Here is a 16924-nt window from a genome sequence, read left to right on the forward strand (position 1 = left end):
ATTTTCCGGCGGCGCATGCCGCGCCTTTCCATCGCGAGGCAAAATAGCCGGCCTTCGCCATCCTCCGCTGACGCTCCGGCCCTACGCTGCGCTCCGGGTGCAAAGCCGTCCCGCCGATGGGCTTCGTCGCCATAAAGGCCGCGACGGTCGCGGTCCTACCGACGGAGCATCCCATGGACGACCACGACGACTTCGAACCGCACCACGAATCCTCCCCCACCGACCACGTCCTCAACGAACTGCAGCTCCACGGCTACCGGCCCTTCGCCGACGAGCCCGACCAGCGGCTTCTGCCCGACGGCAACCAGGTCGCGGGCGCCGTCGCCGACATCTTCGACGCGCTGATCGGCACCCTGGAGGACACGCGGCTCGAACCCGATCTCGACGATCTCCTGTGGTCGACCGTCAACGTCTTCCACCGTGCCACCGACCGGATCGGCCGAGAACTGGACGATAACGAGCAGGCCCAGAAGCGGGCGCAGCGCGAACAGGACGGCAGCGAGGTAAAATCGGTCGAACTGGAGCGCCTGATCGCCGAGGGCATAACGCTGATCGAGCGCCAGAACGCCTTCGAGCTAATGCGCGACCAGGCCGCCGAACACTACGAGCGTCACGTCGGCAAGACTTGGCTCCCGCGCAGCGGATCGAAGGTCAACCATCGTAATCTGACGTCAGCGATGATCGACAGCCGCGATTTCCTGATGGCGAAGAAGCGGGCCGACCAGGAGGTGCTCCTGCCACCGGGCCCGAAGATCGTCGTGACCGGCGGGCTCGACTATGACGACCATCGGCTGATCTGGGCCAAGCTCGACCAAGTTCACGAGAAGCATCCCGCTATGGTGCTGATCCACGGCAAGTCGCCGAAAGGAGCCGAGAAGATCGCCTCGCTCTGGGCGAAGAACCGCAACGTCCCGCAGATCGGCTTCGCGCCAGACTGGACGAAGCACGGCCGGGCAGCGCCGTTCAAGCGCAACGATCAGATGCTGGAAATCGTGCCGAAGGGCGTGATGCACTTCCCGGGCACCGGCATCAACGACAACCTCGCCGACAAGGCCAAGAAGCTCGGCATCCCGGTCTGGAAGTTCGGCGGCGCGTAAGCGCCGTCAGACTTCGCAATACTTGTCGATCGCGAGTATTGTTGCGCGGCCGAATATCAGAAAGGAAAAGCCTCTGAATCTCGACCTGGACCTTCCGCCGCGCACCGAACCGCTCATCATTCCCTGGCCATCGCCGGGAATGTCCGGTGGATTCCTTCAGTTCAACGATCCGCAGACATGGCGGAAATTCATCGTCGGCCTCGGCATCGACGAGCGCATCCCGGACATCGTGCGTGCGAAGTTCGCGCGTGCGCAGACGCTCTACCTCCTGGGCTGGGTCGACCTCGACGTGCTGAAGGCCGGCGAGCTTGCGGCGCTGATCGCCCTCGAACTCGCCACGATGGACCGATACGGCGGTCAGATCCCGAAGAAGGGCCGCACCTTCGCGACGCTGCTGAGGCACATGGTGGACGCCGACGGCCTGACCGACGCGCACATTCCGATGATCGTCCGCACCGGAGGCACCGCGATCGGATTCGTCACCGGCGATGCAAAGCCCAGCCTCAGCCAGCGGCGCAACGGCATGGCCCATGGCGATCCCTTCGACGGCCTGCCGGTCGGCGGGCTGCTCGAGCTGGTGCGCGACCTGATCAACTATGCCTACCGCGACTACATCGCCAACGCCCCGGCATGGCGAATGCAGGTGCTTCCCGACTGACGGGACAGGGCCGGCTCTCCCGACGCCGAGCACCACACCCGCTTTTCTGCGCTGATCCTTGGTCAGACTGGCCGCTTGGCGCCATCAACCCGTAAAGGGTCGGCTATGCGAGCATGCCGCCGCTGCGGCTGCGCCTGCGCGGTGATTGCAGCGACCAGTTCGACACTTCGGGCGCCTGTCAGCGGGGGATGGTCCTCCGCTCGAAACAGGAGCCGGATCGATGTCCCTCAAGCAAGCACACGCCTTCGCCTTCAGCCTCGCCACCTCGCTGATGGCCGCCATCGTCATCTTCCAGGCCGGCGACGGCACCCATTCAGTCATGCCCGCCAGCGAGTACGACGGGGACACCGCCGCGATCGTCCATGAGATCGATCCTTTCGCCTGACCGGGAGAACCCGGTCCGCCAAAGCGGAAATCCGCCGCGATTTCCGCTCCCGGCACAGTCGATCTTCCGCTATAGTGCGGTCGCGCCGTGGTGGTGGTGGCAGGCGCAACCGTCAGACCTTTTGGCACGGAGGCCACCACTATGATCATCCTCGCTATACTCGCATCTCTCGCGGCAATAGGCCTGCTTTGCTGGCTGTTGTTCACGCTGGCCGTTTTCGCGCTGCCGGCCTTCGTCGGCTTCGCCGCAGCCGCCTGGGCCCACGGTACCGGCGCCGGCATCCCCGGCGCGATCCTGGTCGGCCTCATCGCCGCGGCCGTCACCTTCGCAGTCGGCCAGCTCCTCATCACCTTCGCACGGCCGATGTGGCTGAAGCTCGCGGTCGCCGTCATCTTCGTCGCACCCGCCGCCGTCGCGGGCTTCCACGCCACCCATGGCATCGTAAAGCACCTGATGCCGTCGGACGCTTGGCAGATCACATTCTCCGTCATCGGGGCCATCGCCGTCGGCATCACGGCCTCCGTCCGGGTCGCGGGGATGGCCACGGCCCGCGGCCCCACCGGCCGGGACCTCGCGCGGGCCTGACATCGCGCATGTAGCCGTGGTGGGGACCAGGGCGCGGATCGAAGCGGCGATGCCCGTCAAGAGAGTGGGCGGTTGCGGGGCTTGGAAAGCGGATCGAGGCTCGGTCCTGAGAAGCGACCCACGGGAGGCGCAGGCGCAGCGTCAGCCGTCATGGTTTGTCCGGGATCCGATGATACGGAGACATTCCCCCGGAGGCAGGCCGGGCCAGGATGCCGTGATCGGCCCGGACAAGGGAACATGGCTCGCCGGTGAGGTTCGTGGCGAAGTCATCTTGGCAGCAGCGGTGGGCCGCCATCTCTCCCTTTCTGACCGTCACGCGACCGCTCCAAACGGCCTCTCCAATGGCCTGATCTGGCCGAAAGCCGGCTTCGCCTCGATCGCCTATGACGCAACAGCCGCGTCGAACTTTCTTCCCCTGCCGGCTATGCCGTCATTCCTCGCGAGCCAAGAAAGCCCTCCTTGGCTGTCAGGCCCCTTCGGGGTGCGCCGTCGATCGCCTCCGGCCTGCCGATCGCCATCGAGGCCGCAATGGTGCGGGCTCGGGAACGGAAAACGGAGACTTACAATGGCGACCATCGGCACCTTCAAGAAGACCGGCTCGAACGAGTTCACCGGCGAAATCGTCACCCTCAGCGTCCAGGCCAAGAACGTGCGCATCGTCCCCGATCAGCGCGCCACCGGCGAGAACGCCCCTAGCCACCGGGTCTTGGTCGGCCGCGCCGAGATCGGCGCCGCTTGGACCAAGCGCTCCAACGAAGGCCGCGACTATCTGGGCCTCAAGCTCGACGATCCGAGCTTCAACGCCCCGATCTACGCCAACCTCTTCGACGATGAGGACGGCGACACATTCTCCCTGATCTGGTCCCGCCCCAACGGACGGCGCGGCGACTGAGGTCCCTGCGCAAGGCCCCGGCCGAAAGGTCGGGGCCTTCGGCGTCGAAGGCGACCGAATCAGTTTATCCGCTCGCCGACCGTACAAAGTTGAAATGACGGTGTTTGGCCTCGCCAAGCCAGTCAAAGACGACTATTATAGTCGTTTTCGTAGCGTGCGGAGTCTCGACTGTAGGAGGTGATCATGCATGATCACCGCCCGACAGTCACGGGCCGCCCGCGCGTTGCTTGGTTGGAATCAGGAGACGCTCGCCGACAAGGCCCTGGTATCGCTCACCGCTCTCAAACGCGTCGAGTCCGAGAATGGACTCGCCGTGCACGAGTCGACACGCGATCAGGTCCGGAGAGCACTTGAGGGGAACGGCATCGTCTTCCTCAGCTCCGATCAGGGCGAAGGAGTGATGCTTGTCCGGCAAAACGGTCAACGGCCCGCGCAGCGCGCTTAAAATCAACAACGCCGCAACGCGCCGTCGCTTCTGCGCTACCACCGTCGTGCAAACTCCATCCGTTTCGGATATTACATCGGTGGGGGAATATTAACGATGAGCGCGAAAGCCGACTTTCTAGACCGACCGCCAACAGACCCGCGGCTCACCGACTACGACCGCGCACATCTCGCGACCTATCTTCGGCTTCTCGACGCCGAAAACGACGGCGCCTGTTGGCGAGAAGTGACCTTGATCATCTTCGGCCTCGATCCGAAGAGCGATTTTGCTCGCGCCGAACTCGTGTACCAAAGCCATCTCGCCCGCGCCCATTGGATGACCCAAAATGGGTTTCGCGACCTCATTCGTTCCAGTCTTCATTAATCCTCTTCGTTCCCCTCCTTAGCTCCGTGATGCAGATCATGCATCGCCCGTGTCGATCTTCGACCTTCCCAACCAGGCACTCAACCGGGAATCGTTATCGCTTGCACTTCTCGCGCCGTGCGAGGAATGGGAGGCCATATGATGCCGGAGCAAGGCAAATGGCGGATCTCAACCGCCTACGACTATGTGAGTGAACTCGACGCTCCGGATCTGGCCTGGGAATTCCTGCGGCGCAATTCCGAGTATCGGCACGACTACAATCAATTAAAGCGTACCGGTCTCGACGCGGACCACGTCGAGGCCGCCCTCTCTGACAAATGGGGGTTATCCTTTCGCGGCCGATCCCGACCTCTCAGCAACGGATGCAAAACCCGCGTGGACGCCAATGGCCGATCCTTGGACGCTGATCTTGCAGGCGCTCCCGACCTGGGTTGCTGCTGCATCGTCTGCTAGCGGACATATGTCGGAGCCGCCTGCCGTATCCGACAAGCGGATCGCGCTCGGCAACGAGGTCGCCCGAGCGCGCCTCGTCGGCCTTGACGACGCGACTGCGCCTCGGGCGGCGGTCATTGTGCTGGATGACTCGACGCCGGACCGCCTTGAGGCGATCGCCCGCTACTGGCGCGGCGCCCTTGCGCCACCAGCGCCACCGGACCCGCGCGTGACTCCACAACGACGCCTGCGCCTCCGCCAGATGTTGCGCGCCGTGGACGCTCGTCTCGAACGCGAAAGCTATCGCGCAATCGCGTTGGTACTCTTCCCCACCCACAAGATCGAGGCCGCTTCCTGGGCGGGCGACGCGTTGCGAGAAACAACGATCCGTCTCGCACGGGACGGCATGAATCTCGTCCGCGGCGGCTACCTCAGCCTCCTGAAGCGGCAGCGCAAACCCTTGTCTTAGTCTAGTTGAGAAAATCAGGCAGGGTTCCGCCAGCGGCGTGCAAATCTGCTTCCGTATCGATGTCGATTGTGGCCGCAGGGCCGATTTCGACATGAAGGATGTCCAGCCCGCATGTTTCGATCAACCGTTGGGCGCCGCGATCTCCCTCCAATTCCAGAAGACGGGGATACAGGATACGAGGCAAAATAACAGGATTGCCGGCTCGATCGCCGAACGAGGCGCGCACGATAGCGCGGCCTCCCGCATTAGAAAATGCCTCAATCAGCGCGTCGAGATGTGCCGAGCTGATGGCCGGCATGTCGGCGAGAAGAATAAGAATTCCATCGGCTTCCTGCGCCCCCTGTGCATTCAGACCAGAGACGATTGAACTCGCCATTCCGTGGGAAAAATCAGAGTTGTAGACAGAATGTACAGCGAGGCCGGACAGACATTCTTCAACAGCCTTCTCCATAAAACCGGTGACGACGAAGGTGCGTTCAGCCTTGCTCGCGATGGCACGTTCCGCGGCAATTCGAATAAGCGGGACGCCGTTGACGAGGGCCAGCATCTTGTGGGCTCGCCCATTTAACATCCGACTCGACCGGCCCGCAGCCAGAATGATGGCAAAAACCGAACACTTGGTGTGTTCGTCGTTGGCGTGATTTCCTAACAATACCCCTTGGCCTCCACGAATTTATAGAAAGCGCTCCGTCTCGATTCTATTGGCCTAGCTTAGCAGCGAGTTTGTAACTGAGCTTATGCCGCTGCACTAGACAGTCGATCTCGGCCGGTTTCGGGGTGTCGATTTTTCCCGCAAATCTTCGACATCGTCGATTGCGCGCAAACGACCGACCGTGCGCTGGAACCGCCGCCGACATCCGGCGGCCCGCCAGCACCGCACGGAGCTTCGATCATGGCCGAAAGCGCGACCGTCCAAGTCCCCCCACGCTATCTCCGCACGCCGGAAGCGGCGCGCTTTCTTGGTCTGTCGGGCCGGACGCTCGAAAAGCATCGCACCTATGGGACGGGTCCAGCATTCAAGAAGCTCGGCGGCCGCGTCGTTTACGCCGTCGCCGATCTCCAAGCCTGGGCCAATCGCGGCACGAAGAACTCCACTGCCGAGACTGACGCTGTCCTCCCAGCCAAGCGTCATGACGGGAACGGGGCGACGCGCGCCCAAGTGCCACAGCGCTGAGCCGCTCGGAGATGTCGGCGCGCCATCACAGCAGCGAACGCGAGCAGCTCGATCTCTTCCGGTCGCTGCCCGGCGATCTCGCGCCGCGCGACGCGCAGGACCTGATGGCATACCCGTTTTTCGCGCTCGGCAAGTCGAAACGGATCGCTCCGATCAACTTCAAAGCCGGTTCCGTCGTCATCCGCGTGGAGGCCGTTCCCGAGCACGGCATGGCCACCATTTGGGACGCCGACGTGCTGATCTGGGCAGCCTCCCAGATCGTCGAGGCGCGCGATCACGGCCTGCGGCCGTCGCGCCTGATGGCGACCACGCCCTACGAAATTCTGCAATTCATCGGCCGCGGCGTCAGCCTGCGCGACTACGACCGATTGAAGGCCGCGCTCGACCGGCTCCAGTCGACGACGGTGGCGACATCGATCCGCCAGCCGACTGAACGGCGGTTGCACCGCTTCTCCTGGATCAACGAGTGGAAGGAGCGCGCCGACGCACGCGGACGGCCGCTCGGGCTCGAATTGATCGTGCCGGACTGGTTCTACGCCGCCGTTCTGGACGATGCGCTCGTGCTGACGATCGACCGCGATTATTTCGGTCTGACGGGCGGGCTTGAGCGCTGGCTTTACCGCCTCGTGCGCAAGCACGGCGGCCGCCAAGAGTTCGGCTGGAGTTTCGATTTTCCGCATCTCCACGCCAAGTCCGGCTCGCTCTCGCCGCTCAAGCATTTCGCCTACGACCTGCGCGACATCGTCCGTCGCCAGCCGCTGCCCGGCTACCGCCTGACCATCGAGCAATACCTCGGCGGTCCCGAAATCCTCTCCTTCAAACCCATCGACCCGCACGCGCTCGGCATTCCGCGCCAGCGTCGGCGCGCGCTCGCCCGCTCTGGGGATAAGCTGTGAATCATCTCGTGCTATCAGGGACCGGACCCATCGTGCCATCGAGGACCCGATCCTCGTGCTATCAGGGACCGGAATCGTCGAATCCGCTCGCTGAATCAGCAACTTGCGAGCCCCGTAACTTCTCTAACCTAGATTCCTTCGGAATCTTTCTAACGCAACCGCCGTTTTCGGCCGCTGTGGACGAGTCCCCGATCGCCGGAAGACCGTCATGATCGTCGCTCTCCTCAACCAAAAGGGCGGCGTCGGAAAGACAACGATCGCGCTCCATCTCGCCGGCGAATGGGCGCAGCGAGGCCATCGCGTCACGCTGATCGACGCCGACCCGCAGGGCTCCGCGCTCGACTGGTCGCAGCAGCGGGCGCGCGAAAGCCTGCCACGGCTCTTCGGCGTCGTCGGCCTGGCCCGCGACACGCTGCATCGCGAGGCTCCCGAGATCGCCCGCGACGTCGACCACGTCATCATCGATGGGCCGCCCCGTGTCGCCGGGCTGATGCGCTCGGCGCTGCTCGCCGCCGACCTGGTGCTGATCCCGGTGCAGCCGTCACCCTTCGACGGCTGGGCATCGGCCGAGATGCTGTCGCTGCTCGGCGAGGCCCGCATCTACCGACCGCAGCTCGCGGCGCGCTTCATCCTCAACCGCTGCGCCGCGCGCACGGTCATTGCCCGCGAGACGGCCGAGACGTTGGCCGACCACGATCCGCCGCTGCTCGCTGCCACGATCGGGCAGCGCGTCGCCTTCGCCGACACCGCGAAGACCGGCCGTCTCGTCGGCGAGCTGGACGGCGACAGTCCCGCCGCGCGCGAGATCGCGGCGCTCGCCACCGAGATCGCGAGGATCGCACCATGAGCGCGACGCCTCCCAAACGCGGCTTCGCCACGCGGCCGGGCGATCCGGAGAACTGGATCAAGGCCGCCGATGCACCGCCGGCGCGTGCCGCCGATGCCGCCATCTATTCGGCCCGCCTGACCATCGACGTCACGCCCGACCAGCGCGCCCGCATCAAGATCGCCGCCTTCGGCCGCGGCGTCACGGTGGCCGACATGATGCGCGAGCTGCTCGCGCGCGAATTCCCCCCAAGCAACGGAGACGCGACATGACCAGCGCCGGCGCCATCCATGCACGCGGCGCACCAGGTCCGGCCGCGCCGCCACCAACTTGCCTGACCGAGGTCGAACTCACCTGGATCGAAAAGCGCGTCGAGAACTGGATCAGGTTCGGCCGCGAGGTCGGCGAACAGATCCTCGATCGCCGCCGCCGCGTGCTGCGCTTCGCGCCGGACAGCGTGTTCGGGTTCGTGCGCTGGGCCGCGAATGATCACGGCACCATCGCTTCACATCTTGATGTGCTGCGCGCGGCGCTGCCAACCGAACCGCAACAGACCGTGCCGTTCGTGCGGCCCGGCGGCGACATCCTTCTGAAGGTCGAGGGCTGGCCGAAGGTCGAGCGCGTGTTGCAGATGATCGACGCCATCGAGTCCGCCGGCATCGATGCGGCCGACGTCTCGCCCGATCACTGGCGGCACGTCCACAACCGCATGACGGCCGGCCAGCCGCCGCGCCCGTACACGATCGGCCACCACAAGGCCTTCCTCCTTCGGCGGAGGGTCGGCGCATGAGCCGCTTTGGCTACGTGATGGGCACCTATCTGATGACCATGGGAGTGGCGATCGCATCGTTCGTCCATTTCCCGACAAAGCTCATCTGGAACGCGTCCGCGAGCACGCCGATCGGGCTCTACAGTATCGCGCCCGCGCGCCACCTCGAAGTCACCGACCTGGTCGCCGTCCGTGCGCCCAAGCAGTTCGCGGGCCTGATGGTCGAGCGCGGCTATATCGGGCGCGACGTGCCACTGATGAAACGTGTCGCGGGCCTGCCCGGACAACAGGTCTGCCGCCGCGACCATGCCATCACGGTCGACGGCGTGCCGATGGGCGATGCGCTCGACCGCGATCATCTCGGCCGTCCGCTGCCCGTCTGGCAGGGCTGCCGCCGCATCGGCGACGACGAGCTTTTCCTCATGAACTGGTCGGTCCCCGACAGCCTCGACGGCCGCTACTTCGGCCCGCTGCCGACCAGCACCGTGATCGGCCGGGCGACCCCGCTCTGGACCGATGAAGACGGCGACGGCCGCTACGTCTGGCGCGCGCCCACCAACTGACTTGCCGCTTCCAATCCTCAACCGAAGGAGACGACCATGACGCAGATCGGCCAATTCACCCGCACCAAATCCGGCTATTCCGGGCGGCTCTCCGCGCTCGGCATCGACGCTGAACTCGCCATCGTTCCCGCCGAAGCGTCCGACGCCGAGAACGCGCCGGACTACCGCGTGCTGCTCGGCGGCGAAGAAGGCAGCGAGATCGGCGCCGGATGGAAGCATGTCGGCGAGCGTGCCGGCGACTATGTCTCTATACAACTCGACAGCCCGCTGTTCCCGCGACCGCTGCGCGCCAATCTTTTCCGTTCCGGCGACGACAACTCCGCCTGGGGCCTGCATTGGTCGCGGCCCGCCAAGCCGCGCAAGGAGGACTGATCGGTGTGCGCCCTGCATCGATCGCAGCGGCACGGGAGCGGCGCGACGAACCCTCGCGCCGCTCGCCGGCTACTCCTCCCTCTCCTTACCGGCCTGTCGTTGTTGGGCGTCGAGGCCGTGCCCGTCCACGCGCAGACGAAGGCCCCGGTAGTGGCGGAAACCAGCGCACCCTTCGCGGCCTTCGTCGCGGAGGCCTCGCAGCGCTTCGGCATTCCGGTCGCATGGATTCGGGGGCTCATGCGCGTCGAGAGCGCCAACGACATCCGGGCGATCTCCCCCAAGGGCGCGCAGGGTCTGATGCAACTCATGCCCGATACCTGGGCCTATTTGCGCACCCGGTATCGGCTCGGCAGCGACCCGTTCGACCCGCACGACAATATCATCGCGGGCACGGCCTATATGCGCGAACTCTACGATCGCTACGGATCGCCGGGCTTTCTCTCGGCCTACAATGCCGGTCCCGGGCGCTACGACGAATTCCTCGCGGGCGGCCGCGCCTTGCCGGCCGAGACGCGCGCCTATGTCGCTCAGTTCGCCCCCCTTGTCGGCGGCGCACCATCGCCGGCCATGGTCAATGTTGCCGCCGCCGACCCGCTGGCGTGGACGCGCGCACCGCTGTTCATCGGTGCTCCCGAGCGCGTTTCGATCGCAGCGACAGCGCCGGCCGATGCGCAGCCCGGCGACAGCTATCCCGCTGTCCGGCCGCGCGACGTTTCGGCCGATGCGAACCCGACGGGCGGGCTCTTCGTCTCCCGGCGGGAGACGGCAGGCCCCCGATGAGGCGTTCATCCATCCATCGCAGCATGGCGAACCCCAGCGCATCTTGGAGGGCGTTGGGAGGGGAAGACGCAAGCACAACCGCACGATGGCAGGATAAAGGGGCGCGATGTGCGCTTCGTGTCGGTTGTGCTTTTTCAAGGACTTATGCCGCGCTTTCGCGAGGTGCGCCTGATCGGCGCAGCCTGCGCGCTGGCGCTTTTTCCAGGAAAATCATCGGCTTTGCGCGATGTGCAGGGGCTCAGCCATGAGCGACGAGCGCGACTTCCGCATTCGGCCAGGCCGCATCCGTTCGACCAGCGCGCAGCGGGCGCGGTCCTTCATCGCCCAGGCGCTCGCCGCCGCCCAGCGGGCCGGCGGCAGCGTCTCCCGGCAAGGGAAGATCGGGCCGGGTGCGCGGTCCCGGTTCGGGCGCGGCCAGCGCGCCTCGATCCAGGCCAATCGCCTGATCACCGCGCGCTCGCGCGGCGCAGTGATCAAGGCGCGCGTCGTTCGTCATGGCGGCCGCTCGGCGCCGCTCGCGACCCATCTCAATTATCTCCAGCGCCACGGCGTCACCCGCGACGGGGAGAAGGCGCGGCTGTTCGGCCCCGGCGGTGATGGCGCCGACGCCAAGGATTTCGCAAGCCAAGCCGAGAACGACCGCCATCATTTCCGCTTCATCGTCTCGCCGGACGACGCGCTGGAGATGTCCGACCTCAAGGGCTTCACCCGCGAGTTGGTCGGCCAGATGGAGAAGGACCTCGGCACGCGGCTCGAATGGGTCGCGGTCGATCATTGGAACACAGAGCATCCGCACGTCCACCTGATCGTGCGCGGCGTGCGCGACGACGGCGAGAACCTCGTCATCTCGCGCGACTATATAAAGGAGGGCATGCGCGACCGGGCGCGCGACCTGATCACCCAGGAGCTCGGCCCGCGCACCGACCAGGAGATTCGCCGCACGTTGGAGCGGCAGATCGATGCGGACCGCTGGACCAATCTCGATCGCCAACTCGCGCGCGATGCCTATCGCACCGGCGTCATCGATCTCGCGCCGCATGCCGATCGCCAGCCCGACGAATTCCACGCGCTGAAGGTCGGGCGCCTGCGCAAGCTGGAGGGGCTCGGCCTCGCCGATGAGATCGGCCCCGGCCAATGGACATTGTCCGATAAGGCCGAGGCGACGCTGCGCGAACTCGGCGAGCGCGGCGACATCATCAAGCGCATCCACCACGGCCTGACCGAGCGCGGCATCGATCGCGGCGCGTCGAGCTATGTGCTCGCCTCCGAAAGCCTCAGCGATCCGGTCATCGGCCGCCTGGTCGCCCGCGGCCTCGACGACGAGCTGAAGGGCACGGCCTTCGCCGTCGTCGATGGGATTGACGGGCGCACGCATCATATCAAGCTGCCGGACCTCGACGCGGCCGGCGACAGCGCGCCGGGCTCGATCGTCGAGCTGCGCAAGTTCGACGACGCGCGCGGCCAGCGGCGCGTGGCGATTGCGGTGCGCTCCGATCTCGACATCGAGCGGCAGGTCACCGCGACTGGCGCCACCTGGCTCGACCGGCAGGCCATCGCCCGCGAGCCCGTCGCGCTCGGCGGCGGCTTCGGCGCCGAGGTGCGCGACGCCATGGATCGCCGCGCCGAGCATCTGGTCGGCCAGGGTCTCGCCGAGCGCCAGAAGCGCGGCGTCAGCTTCCAGCCCGGACTGGTCGACACCTTGCGCCGGCGCGAGTTGGACACGGTTGCCGAGCGCATCTCCGCCGAGACCGGACGCCCACAGGTCAAGCCCGAGTCCGGCGAATATGTCACCGGCACCTATCAGCGTCGCCTGACGCTCGCGACCGGGCGCTTCGCCATGATCGACGACGGGCTCGGCTTCAGCCTCGTGCCCTGGACGCCTTCACTCGAAAAGCAGCTCGGCCGCCACGTCTCGGGCGTCGCTCGTAGCGACGGCGGCATCGACTGGAGCTTCGGCCGGCAACGGGGGATCGGCCTGTGATCACCATCCCGTTCGAAAGGACCCCGCCATGTCGGCCACCAAGATTCTCTGGGGACAGATCCTCACCGTCTTCACCATCGTCATCCTGACGACCTGGACGGCTACCCAGTGGACGGCCTGGAAGCTCGGCTTCCAGCCACAGCTCGGGCCGCCCTGGTTCATGCTCGGGCACTGGCCGATCTATTATCCGTGGTCCTTCTTTCCATGGTGGTACTTCTACGACGCCTATGCGCCGCCGATCTTCGTCGAGGGCGCCTATATCGCAGCGTCGGGTGGCTTCGTCTCGATCGCAGTGGCGATCGGCATGTCGGTGTGGCGCGCCCGTGAGGCGAAGAATGCCGAGACCTTCGGCTCGGCGCGCTGGGCGCGTGCCGATGAGGTGCGCGGCGCGAGCTTGCTCGGCGAGGATGGCGTGGTGCTCGGCAAGTACGACCACACCTATCTCAGGCATGACGGACCCGAGCATGTGCTGTGCTTCGCGCCGACACGATCGGGCAAGGGCGTCGGCCTGGTGGTGCCGTCGTTGCTGACCTGGCCGGGCAGCGCGATCGTCCACGACATCAAGGGCGAGAACTGGACGCTCACGGCAGGCTTTCGCGCCCGACACGGCCGGGTGCTGCTGTTCGATCCGACCAACGCGAAGTCGGCCGCCTACAATCCGCTGCTCGAGGTGCGTCGCGGAGAGTGGGAAGTCCGTGACGTGCAGAACATCGCCGACATCCTGGTCGATCCGGAAGGATCGCTGGAGAAGCGGAACCACTGGGAGAAAACCAGTCACGCGCTTCTGGTCGGCGCCATTCTCCATGTCCTCTACGCCGAGGAGGACAAGACGCTCGCCGGCGTAGCCGGCTTCCTCTCCGATCCCAAGCGGCCGATCGAGTCGACGCTCGCGGCGATGATGAAGACCTCGCACCTCGGCGAGGCCGGACCGCATCCCGTCATCGCCTCGGCCGCGCGCGAGCTGCTCAACAAATCCGATAACGAACGGTCAGGCGTGCTGTCGACCGCGATGTCGTTCCTTGGCCTCTATCGCGATCCCGTCGTTGCGGAGGTAACGCGGCGCTGCGACTGGCGCATCGCCGACATCGTCGGCGCTCGCTATCCGACCAGCCTTTACCTGGTCGTGCCGCCATCCGACATCGCCCGGACGAAACCGCTCATCCGCCTCATCCTCAATCAGATCGGGCGGCGGTTGACCGAGGACCTGCAGGCGAAGGGCAACCGCCATCGGCTGCTCCTCATGCTCGACGAATTCCCGGCGCTCGGCCGGCTCGACTTCTTCGAATCCGCGCTTGCCTTCATGGCGGGCTACGGCCTGAAGAGCTTCCTGATCGCGCAATCGCTGAACCAGATCGAGAAGGCCTATGGCCCGAACAACTCGATCCTCGACAACTGCCATGTCCGGGTCAGCTTCGCGACCAACGACGAACGCACCGCCAAGCGCGTGTCGGACGCGCTCGGCACGGCGACCGAGATGCGCGCCATGCGCAACTATGCCGGCCATCGGCTGTCGCCCTGGCTCGGCCACCTGATGGTCTCGCGCTCGGAGACCGCCAGGCCGCTCATGACCCCCGGCGAGATCATGCAGCTTCCGCCGACCGATGAGATCGTCATGGTCGCCGGCACCCCGCCGATCCGGGCCAAGAAGGCGCGCTACTTCGAGGACCGGCGTTTCAAGGAGCGCATCATGCCGCCGCCGGCGCTGACCAGGCCGGCGCAGCCGAGCGCCGACGACTGGAGCCGGCTGCCACTTCCGGCTCAGCCAGCCGCGATCGTCGCCCAGAGCGCGGCCGAGGCCGAGGCCGAGGCCGGCGACGAAGATCCAACCGGCTCGGAGCGCCGTCACCAGCCCGAGTTGGAGCGTGCCCCGTCGGTCGAGAAGAAGGCGCCGATCGAGAATGAGTTCGACGGCGGCTTCGACGATGACGCCGACGACGACACCGCTCGCATCAGTGGCACCAACCAGATCATGCAGGGCGTGGCGCGTCAGGTCTCGCTCGATCCGAACGACGGAATGGACCTGTGAGGCGCCGATGTCGAAACCGCCGAAGAAGCAGCGCCTGTCCGTCTACCTCGAACCCGACGTGATGAAGGCGCTTGCGGCCCATGCCGCCCGCCGTGACCAGTCCCGTTCGCTGATCGCCGAGGCAGCAATCGCATCCTTCCTGTCGCCGGACGCGGCCGAGCGGCAGGAGGCAGCGACCACCAAACGCCTCGACCAGCTCGACCGACGCATGACGCGCATGGAGCGCGATCTCGGCATCTCGGTCGAGATGCTCGCCGTCTTCGTGCGCTTCTGGCTCACCACGAACCCGCCGTTGCCCGAGCCGGCGCAGGCTGCGGCGCGTGCTCAGGCAGGCGAACGCTATGACGCCTTCGTCGCCGCGCTCGGCCGACGTCTCGCCAAAGGCCCGAAGCTGCGCCAGGAGATTTCCGAGGACATCGAGTCCGCGCGCGACGCGCAATAAGCAGCGATTATGGCAACTCAAGTATTCGTCGATCCCGCCGAACACCTGTCTTTCTACGCCACGCCACTACTACGCCCCGACATCTATTGCCGAGAGCGAGTTTCCGGTTCTCTTAATCATCCCCGATCCAGGGACGGCCTTACGCGGTCCCGCAGAGAACGGGGACAACGTGGCGTCTTCATCCGATAAATCTGAAGCGATAGTTCGAGGGGCTCGCATGCTGCGGACCGCTCTCGGCCCCGCCATCGCCGGGTTTCTCGGGGACGCCAGCGTCGTCGAGGTGATGCTCAACCCCGACGGCCGTCTCTGGATCGACCGGCTGTCGGAGGGCTTGTCGGACACCGGAGAGCGGCTTTCGCCAGCCGACGGCGAACGCATCGTGCGTCTCGTCGCCCACCATGTCGGCGCCGAGGTCCACTCCGGCAATCCGCGCGTCTCGGCGGAACTGCCGGAAACTGGGGAGCGGTTCGAGGGGCTTCTGCCGCCGGTCGTCGCCGCGCCGGCCTTCGCGATCCGTAAGCCGGCCGTCGCGGTGTTCACCCTGCAGGATTATGTCGACGGCGGCATCATGTCGTCCGAGCAGGCCGAGATCCTGCGCCAGGCGGTCACCGATCGCCACAACATCCTCGTCGCCGGCGGCACGTCGACCGGCAAGACCACGCTCACCAATGCGCTGCTCGCCGAGGTCTCCAAGACCTCCGACCGCGTCGTGCTGATCGAAGACACGCGCGAACTTCAATGCGCCGCGCCCAATCTCGTCGCCATGCGGACCAAGGATGGCGTTGCAACGCTCTCCGATCTCGTCCGCTCGTCGCTGCGACTTCGCCCAGACCGGATTCCGATCGGCGAGGTGCGCGGCGCCGAGGCGCTCGACTTGCTCAAGGCCTGGGGCACCGGCCATCCCGGGGGGATCGGCACGATCCACGCGGGCACGGCGCTCGGCGCCCTGCGCCGTCTCGAGCAGCTCATCCAGGAAGCGGTCATCACCGTGCCCCGCGCGCTGATCGCCGAGACGATCGACCTCGTCGCCGTGCTCTCGGGCCGCGGCGCCACCCGACGCCTGGCCGAGCTCGGCCGCGTCGAAGGGCTCGGTCCCGACGGCGACTACCGCGTCCTCCCCGCCAACAAGCCCCCCGAAGGAGACCCCGTATGATCCGCCGCGCCCTGCATTTCCGTCGCCATGTCGCGACCGCCGCATCCGTCCTGATCGCCAGCGTCATGCTGGCGCCCGCCGCCCACGCCTCCGGCTCCTCGATGCCGTGGGAACAACCGCTCCAGCAGATCCTCCAGTCGATCGAAGGTCCAGTCGCCAAGATCGTCGCGGTGATCATCATCATCGTTACTGGCCTGTCGCTCGCCTTCGGCGATACCTCGGGCGGCTTCCGCCGGCTCATTCAGATCGTCTTCGGCCTGTCGATAGCCTTCGCAGCCTCGAGCTTCTTCCTGTCGTTCTTCTCGTTCGGCGGCGGAGCGCTCGTCTGATGGCGGGCCTCACCGAGAGCGGCACCGATATGCCGGGCTACAGCGTCCCGGTCCACCGGGCGCTCACCGAGCACATCCTGCTTGGGGGCGCACCGCGGAGCATCGCCATCCTCAACGGCACGCTCGCCGCCGCTCTCGGTCTGGGTCTGCGCCTTTGGCTCGTCGGCCTCCTGATCTGGGCCGTCGGCCATTTCACCGCAGTCTGGGCAGCCAAGCGCGATCCGCAGTTCGTCGATGTCGGACGCCGGCATCTGCGCATCCCCGGTCATCTCGGAGTCTGAAGCCGG

At 66.1% G+C, this 16924-nt stretch carries 24 protein-coding genes; 23 read left to right on the top strand and 1 reads right to left on the bottom strand.

Going from position 1 to position 16924, the window contains the following annotated elements:
- Window positions 1-173 precede the first annotated feature (173 nt).
- From AC13Q5_RS01525 to AC13Q5_RS01565, 9 genes are all read left to right on the top strand, one after another.
- Entirely contained in the window at window positions 174-1097 is a 924-nt protein-coding gene (locus tag AC13Q5_RS01525) for a DUF2493 domain-containing protein (RefSeq protein WP_488500671.1), read from the top strand.
- Window positions 1098-1119: 22 nt separating this feature from the next.
- Window positions 1120-1755: a hypothetical protein gene (locus AC13Q5_RS01530; protein WP_488500672.1), complete on the top strand. Its 636-nt coding sequence runs from the start codon at window positions 1120-1122 to the stop codon at window positions 1753-1755.
- Between the two features lie 220 nt (window positions 1756-1975).
- Window positions 1976-2140 (top strand): hypothetical protein, encoded by a 165-nt coding sequence (locus AC13Q5_RS01535; RefSeq protein WP_162894760.1) that lies wholly within the window; start codon window positions 1976-1978, stop codon window positions 2138-2140.
- A 141-nt stretch (window positions 2141-2281) separates the two neighbouring features.
- Window positions 2282-2725 carry a hypothetical protein gene (locus AC13Q5_RS01540; protein ID WP_488500673.1) on the top strand — a complete coding sequence of 148 codons (444 nt, stop codon included), beginning with the start codon at window positions 2282-2284 and terminating at the stop codon, window positions 2723-2725.
- Window positions 2726-3290: 565 nt separating this feature from the next.
- On the top strand, window positions 3291-3617 hold the full coding sequence (locus tag AC13Q5_RS01545; RefSeq protein WP_488500674.1) for a DUF736 domain-containing protein: 327 nt from the start codon (window positions 3291-3293) through the stop codon (window positions 3615-3617).
- 187 nt (window positions 3618-3804) lie between these two features.
- A complete protein-coding gene (locus AC13Q5_RS01550) occupies window positions 3805-4062 on the top strand; it encodes a helix-turn-helix domain-containing protein (RefSeq protein WP_488500675.1) in 258 nt (85 codons plus the stop codon).
- A 96-nt stretch (window positions 4063-4158) separates the two neighbouring features.
- Window positions 4159-4425, top strand: a complete 267-nt coding sequence (locus AC13Q5_RS01555) for a DNA -binding domain-containing protein (RefSeq protein WP_488500676.1) — start codon at window positions 4159-4161, stop codon at window positions 4423-4425.
- A gap of 141 nt (window positions 4426-4566) precedes the next feature.
- Window positions 4567-4878 carry a transcriptional regulator domain-containing protein gene (locus tag AC13Q5_RS01560; RefSeq protein ID WP_488501152.1) on the top strand — a complete coding sequence of 104 codons (312 nt, stop codon included), beginning with the start codon at window positions 4567-4569 and terminating at the stop codon, window positions 4876-4878.
- The gene (locus tag AC13Q5_RS01565) at window positions 4811-5326 is read left to right on the top strand and encodes a DUF2285 domain-containing protein (RefSeq protein WP_488500677.1); all 516 of its coding nucleotides are present in this window, start codon (window positions 4811-4813) and stop codon (window positions 5324-5326) included. The genes AC13Q5_RS01560 and AC13Q5_RS01565 overlap by 68 nt, the downstream gene beginning before the upstream one ends.
- A 1-nt stretch (window position 5327) precedes the next feature.
- Here AC13Q5_RS01565 and AC13Q5_RS01570 read toward each other — a convergent pair whose 3' ends face one another.
- Window positions 5328-5978: a nucleotidyltransferase family protein gene (locus AC13Q5_RS01570; RefSeq protein ID WP_488500678.1), complete on the bottom strand. Its 651-nt coding sequence runs from the start codon at window positions 5976-5978 to the stop codon at window positions 5328-5330.
- Between the two features lie 240 nt (window positions 5979-6218).
- Between AC13Q5_RS01570 and AC13Q5_RS01575 the strand changes: the two genes are divergently transcribed.
- The 14 genes from AC13Q5_RS01575 (at window position 6219) to AC13Q5_RS01640 (ending at window position 16918) form a co-directional block, all read left to right on the top strand.
- Window positions 6219-6500 (top strand): helix-turn-helix transcriptional regulator, encoded by a 282-nt coding sequence (locus AC13Q5_RS01575; RefSeq protein ID WP_488500679.1) that lies wholly within the window; start codon window positions 6219-6221, stop codon window positions 6498-6500.
- Between the two features lie 11 nt (window positions 6501-6511).
- Window positions 6512-7396, top strand: coding sequence for a replication initiator protein A (locus AC13Q5_RS01580; protein WP_488500680.1), 885 nt, complete (start codon window positions 6512-6514; stop codon window positions 7394-7396).
- 208 nt (window positions 7397-7604) lie between these two features.
- Window positions 7605-8243, top strand: coding sequence for a ParA family partition ATPase (gene parA / locus AC13Q5_RS01585; protein WP_488500681.1), 639 nt, complete (start codon window positions 7605-7607; stop codon window positions 8241-8243).
- A complete protein-coding gene (locus tag AC13Q5_RS01590; protein WP_488500682.1) occupies window positions 8240-8494 on the top strand; it encodes a hypothetical protein in 255 nt (84 codons plus the stop codon). The genes parA and AC13Q5_RS01590 overlap by 4 nt, the downstream gene beginning before the upstream one ends.
- Window positions 8491-9012: a DUF2840 domain-containing protein gene (locus tag AC13Q5_RS01595; RefSeq protein ID WP_488500683.1), complete on the top strand. Its 522-nt coding sequence runs from the start codon at window positions 8491-8493 to the stop codon at window positions 9010-9012. Before AC13Q5_RS01590 ends, AC13Q5_RS01595 begins: the two co-directional genes overlap by 4 nt.
- Window positions 9009-9554: a S26 family signal peptidase gene (locus AC13Q5_RS01600; RefSeq protein ID WP_488500684.1), complete on the top strand. Its 546-nt coding sequence runs from the start codon at window positions 9009-9011 to the stop codon at window positions 9552-9554. Before AC13Q5_RS01595 ends, AC13Q5_RS01600 begins: the two co-directional genes overlap by 4 nt.
- A 36-nt stretch (window positions 9555-9590) precedes the next feature.
- A complete protein-coding gene (locus AC13Q5_RS01605; RefSeq protein WP_488500685.1) occupies window positions 9591-9926 on the top strand; it encodes a DUF736 domain-containing protein in 336 nt (111 codons plus the stop codon).
- A 237-nt stretch (window positions 9927-10163) separates the two neighbouring features.
- Window positions 10164-10706: a lytic transglycosylase domain-containing protein gene (locus AC13Q5_RS01610; RefSeq protein WP_488501153.1), complete on the top strand. Its 543-nt coding sequence runs from the start codon at window positions 10164-10166 to the stop codon at window positions 10704-10706.
- Between the two features lie 244 nt (window positions 10707-10950).
- Window positions 10951-12687, top strand: a complete 1737-nt coding sequence (locus tag AC13Q5_RS01615) for a relaxase/mobilization nuclease domain-containing protein (protein ID WP_488500686.1) — start codon at window positions 10951-10953, stop codon at window positions 12685-12687.
- 28 nt (window positions 12688-12715) lie between these two features.
- Window positions 12716-14713 (top strand): conjugal transfer protein TraG, encoded by a 1998-nt coding sequence (locus AC13Q5_RS01620; RefSeq protein WP_488500687.1) that lies wholly within the window; start codon window positions 12716-12718, stop codon window positions 14711-14713.
- A gap of 7 nt (window positions 14714-14720) precedes the next feature.
- Window positions 14721-15155, top strand: a complete 435-nt coding sequence (locus tag AC13Q5_RS01625; RefSeq protein ID WP_488500688.1) for a ribbon-helix-helix protein, CopG family — start codon at window positions 14721-14723, stop codon at window positions 15153-15155.
- Between the two features lie 217 nt (window positions 15156-15372).
- On the top strand, window positions 15373-16308 hold the full coding sequence (gene trbB, locus AC13Q5_RS01630; RefSeq protein WP_488500689.1) for a P-type conjugative transfer ATPase TrbB: 936 nt from the start codon (window positions 15373-15375) through the stop codon (window positions 16306-16308).
- Window positions 16305-16637: a TrbC/VirB2 family type IV secretion system protein gene (locus tag AC13Q5_RS01635; protein ID WP_488500690.1), complete on the top strand. Its 333-nt coding sequence runs from the start codon at window positions 16305-16307 to the stop codon at window positions 16635-16637. The genes trbB and AC13Q5_RS01635 overlap by 4 nt, the downstream gene beginning before the upstream one ends.
- Window positions 16637-16918, top strand: coding sequence for a VirB3 family type IV secretion system protein (locus AC13Q5_RS01640; protein WP_488500691.1), 282 nt, complete (start codon window positions 16637-16639; stop codon window positions 16916-16918). Before AC13Q5_RS01635 ends, AC13Q5_RS01640 begins: the two co-directional genes overlap by 1 nt.
- Window positions 16919-16924 lie beyond the last annotated feature (6 nt).

Source organism: Martinezella sp. CNPSo 3964 (assembly GCF_057784375.1).